Genomic DNA, 3,909 nt, shown 5'->3' with positions numbered 1-3,909 from the left:
CTCTTATAATCATCCACAATTACTTGAATTACACGATAAGATTCTTCTGCTACTTTCTCATTACTATCCCTATTCGCATCATATGTAATTAACGCCTTCCAAAGCGCCCATCCTCTCGCTCTATTCCACGTTTCTTCATCCATGCGCAATACTTCTTTAAATACGTTTCTACTATTCTTATCAAAAAATGTCCATGCCATCGCTGCATCACAAGCCGGATCTCCTACTCCTAAAATACCAAAATCAATTACGGCACAAAGTTTTCCTTCTTTAACAAGTAAGTTCCCTGGCGCTACATCTCCATGAACCCAAACTGGTTTGCGATCCCATGTTGACCTAAGTGCTAAATCCCAAAGATGCTTTAACAATGTCTCATCAAAAACATCCTTATTATTTTCAATAGCCACTCTCGCTTCTTCATCGTATACAGATATAAGCCCGCCTCGGTAAAAATTATGTTCTCCAGCTATTGGCCCGTTACTCGCATCAATTGATTGTAACTCTATTAAAAATGAGCCTAAGTCCGCCGCAAATTCATCTAAGTCACGAACATTTTCTTTCGTGACTGTCTCTCCCTCGATCCACTTATTAATAGACCAAGGCCACGGATACTCTTCAGTCGGATTCCCTTTCGCAATTGGTGCAGAAATTTGTAAAGAAAGTCCCTTACTTAATATAGGTAACCAAGTGTTTTCTTTCTCTACTTGCGGTGCATATGCTACATCACTTGGTAATCTGACACTCATCTCGTCCCCTAGGTGAAACGTTCTATTATCATGACCGCTAAACTTTACAGGTTTCACTTCTAAATATGCCCATTGAGGAAACTGTTCTTGTATTAACTTCTCAACTAAACTTACGTTAATTGGATTCATTCACTTTCTCCTTTTCTTTTGAAACTTACTAAATCCATCCGTACTACCGATATATTCAAAACCGCATCGCTTATAAAAACCATTCAACGTTTGGTTATGCCCAACACAATCTAACTTCAAATACTCTTTATCACTTTGCACATTCTCTTCTATCCTATGCAAAATCCATTCTCCTATTCCATGCCTCTTATACTTCCGTTTCACCGCAAATCTATGAATATATAATGAATTAGGAATTTCCTCTTTACCAAAAATATATTTATCCCAATCATTTTGTTTAGGTGATACGGTAACCGTACCGACAATCTCATCTTCTTTCACAATAACGTACGTATATTTCTCTCTTATACCATCTAATATTTCAGCGGTAGCTTCTCCTCCTAAAAGATACTGCCACTGATCCACTTCTTTATGTTGTAACCATTGTGCTACTTCTTTTAATAGAGTGATAATGCTATTACTTTCTTCTTCTGCAGCAATTCGAATTGTATATTCTTTACTTATATTTCTCTCCATATTGCCATTCCCCCTTCAAATTACTACCATACTGACATACGAGTCCTTCCATCATTCTCGTCTGTAACATATTCAACATAAAACCCTTGATCAATTGCGTTTTCATACATCATTTCAATCTCTTCTTGGTTTTTCGCATAAACCTGTATGTAATCACCATCCGCTACTAATACGACTACTTTACACTTACTCTCTTTAAATTCTTCATATGTTTCAATATCTACTACTTCCTCTCCTTTTGGATACGCTTTTAAATCTGCAAAAATGAGATAATATATGTTGTCTTTTATTAATTTTTTCAATTCTAATCCACTCATTACCTTGTTATCTTCTGAAAATAATTCTGGTCCTAATCCATCAGGCAATATGAAATAAGATTCCTCGTTTTCCACTCGCCAATCAAATGAAGTAATATCAATCGGCTTTAACACTTTCCAAAGTAGATTATCATATTCATTTGGAATATCTACTGTAATTCCTCTTTTCATTTGTTTGCTCCTAGCTTATTTATTTTCGTTTTCATTTCATACATTATATACCTAATTCAACTACTATATTTTGTCGATACCTATGTAACTTGTATTTCACCGCGAAAGAAACCGTCCCACTACTTATGAAACGGTTTCTTTCTACTTATATTTAAGTTTTCCATTCAATTATTGCACTGCGTTTTAAAATAATTTCTAATATGTTCAGCACATCAGCCATTCATTTTTAACACTCACTTCGACTTCACAAAATAATATAAAAACCACACCGCATGATTTTGTTCATCTGCAGCTATTCTGCGCAATAACTCTTTCATAGATGCATCTGCTGCTTCATCTGAAATTTCCAAGTAAAAATCTACGGTCTTTTGCTCATCTTGTATAGCGAACTCTAATCCCTGTAAGTACGTATTAGGGCAATTTTCCGTAATCTGTGGTTTCGGTTGTCTGCCAGTTAAATTCGTATAGATTTGTACAAAATGATGAAAATGCCTTATTTCATCATTACGGATTTCAAGAATTTGTTTTTGTTCTACTTGATTTGGAGTCATGTTAGCTAATTTTGCATAGCAGCTTATAGCGCTATACTCTCCGTTTATAGCTTTTTCAATATCACTAATTAGCTTATCATTCTGTCTATACCAATCATCATAATTCGAATTATACATCGTATCCCCTCCGTTATTTCACATAACATTTTATGCATTTCGAAATAGTAGGAGCATGTATACATAAAGGGACAGCAAATACTAGTTCTTCACTCACCTTTAAAACATCGAAAAAGCCTATCTATCATTGAATTATTCCCCTATCGATTTCATCACAAAAAACCGTTTCACTACGAGTGAAACGGTTTTTATTTCTTAAGCATTTAATTCAGTTTTGTGTCCCTTTACCGCACTACGTTTTAAAGCACTTCCTAGTATGATAAACATACTTACTACTCCAATCCAAACGAGCACTGTAGTAGGAGTATTCCAAGTTAACCCTTTCCCAAAGAAGAATATTTCCCTGAGACCTTCTATCATAAATCGCATCGGTAACCAGGAGTAAATCCAGTCTTGATAAAATGGAGACATCATTTCAGGCGCTAGCGCCAATAGCGGTGCACCAAAGAAAAGTAACAGTGCAAATAACCCGATTCCTTTTAAACCAACTAATGAAAGCACCGCAGAAATCATTAAGAAGAAACAAAAAGAAGTAATGGATAAGAACAGAGCCGTATCCGTGAAATTCGGGATATTTAATCCTACCATTCCATCAGCTATCCATGTAAGACCAAATCCAATTACAAGTGTAGCAATTGCTCCTGTTACTATTTGTTTTAGTTTTAATACAAAGTTTTCTTTTCTTGTACCTACTGGCATTTTACTTATCGCAATAAAGATAATTGCTGCGCTCGCTAAACTTGCAATCCATAACGGCTGGAATAAAGACATTGGCGAGTTACCGTTCGCACTATTTTTTCCGATTTCATTCACACTTGTTACTTTCTTTGTAATAGGTGTTACTACATTTGAAACTTGATCCGTTGTTAATGTAGTCCCTTTTGCTTTAAATCCTTCCAATAGTTGTGTACGAACGTTATTGTTCATATTATCAACTACGCCATTTAACATTTGCCCTGCCATAGTTGAAGCCGCCGTATTCATTCCTTGATTTATATATATTTCGACTTCAGGCGAAGATGGCTGTGGTGTTCGTAATGATGCTTGTTTTACGCTAAAGTCTTTCGGAATGACTAATGCTGCATAATACTCTTGATTATTTAAGCCTTTTTGAACTGCTTCTTTATTTTGCACTTCTACCCACTTTACCGCAGGTTCTTCCTCTGATTTTGATGTCTTTTTCATATTATCAACAATTGTTTGCCCCATATTCATCTTCGGTTGATTCGGAATTTCTACTCCTTGATCCTCATTTACAATTGCGATTGGTAAGTTTTTCGGCTTAGGTTGAACGGTTGGAAATAATGTTAATGAAAAAATAAAAACAACAAGTAGTGCAATAACTGGAGATAACAATAAAAG

General features: G+C 35.5%; 5 protein-coding genes. All 5 read right to left on the bottom strand.

Annotated features, from left to right (window positions below):
* A partial coding sequence (locus AB3X49_RS18940) for an aminoglycoside phosphotransferase family protein (protein WP_367964013.1) occupies nucleotides 1-875 on the bottom strand: 875 nt, incomplete at its 3' end.
* Nucleotides 876-1,391 carry a GNAT family N-acetyltransferase gene (locus AB3X49_RS18935; RefSeq protein WP_367964011.1) on the bottom strand — a complete coding sequence of 172 codons (516 nt, stop codon included), beginning with the start codon at nucleotides 1,389-1,391 and terminating at the stop codon, nucleotides 876-878.
* 23 nt (nucleotides 1,392-1,414) lie between these two features.
* Nucleotides 1,415-1,879 carry a DUF2691 family protein gene (locus tag AB3X49_RS18930; protein ID WP_367964009.1) on the bottom strand — a complete coding sequence of 155 codons (465 nt, stop codon included), beginning with the start codon at nucleotides 1,877-1,879 and terminating at the stop codon, nucleotides 1,415-1,417.
* Between the two features lie 233 nt (nucleotides 1,880-2,112).
* Nucleotides 2,113-2,547 (bottom strand): ferritin-like domain-containing protein, encoded by a 435-nt coding sequence (locus AB3X49_RS18925; RefSeq protein ID WP_002066269.1) that lies wholly within the window; start codon nucleotides 2,545-2,547, stop codon nucleotides 2,113-2,115.
* Nucleotides 2,548-2,742: 195 nt separating this feature from the next.
* On the bottom strand, nucleotides 2,743-3,909 hold a 1,167-nt coding region (locus AB3X49_RS18920; protein WP_367964007.1), incomplete at its 5' end, for a YhgE/Pip domain-containing protein.

The organism is Bacillus sp. C30, assembly GCF_040838255.1.
Lineage (GTDB): Bacteria > Bacillota > Bacilli > Bacillales > Bacillaceae_G > Bacillus_A > Bacillus_A mycoides.
Note: the sequence above shows the minus strand (reverse complement) of the source record. Positions and strands in the feature narration are given on the sequence as shown.

Excerpts from the sequence above, each read along its gene's own strand:
- AB3X49_RS18935 (WP_367964011.1), bottom strand. The coding sequence starts at position 1,391 with ATGGAGAGAAATATAAGTAAAGAATATACAATTCGAATTGCTGCAGAA.
- AB3X49_RS18925 (WP_002066269.1), bottom strand. The coding sequence starts at position 2,547 with ATGTATAATTCGAATTATGATGATTGGTATAGACAGAATGATAAGCTA.
- AB3X49_RS18930 (WP_367964009.1), bottom strand. The coding sequence starts at position 1,879 with ATGAAAAGAGGAATTACAGTAGATATTCCAAATGAATATGATAATCTA.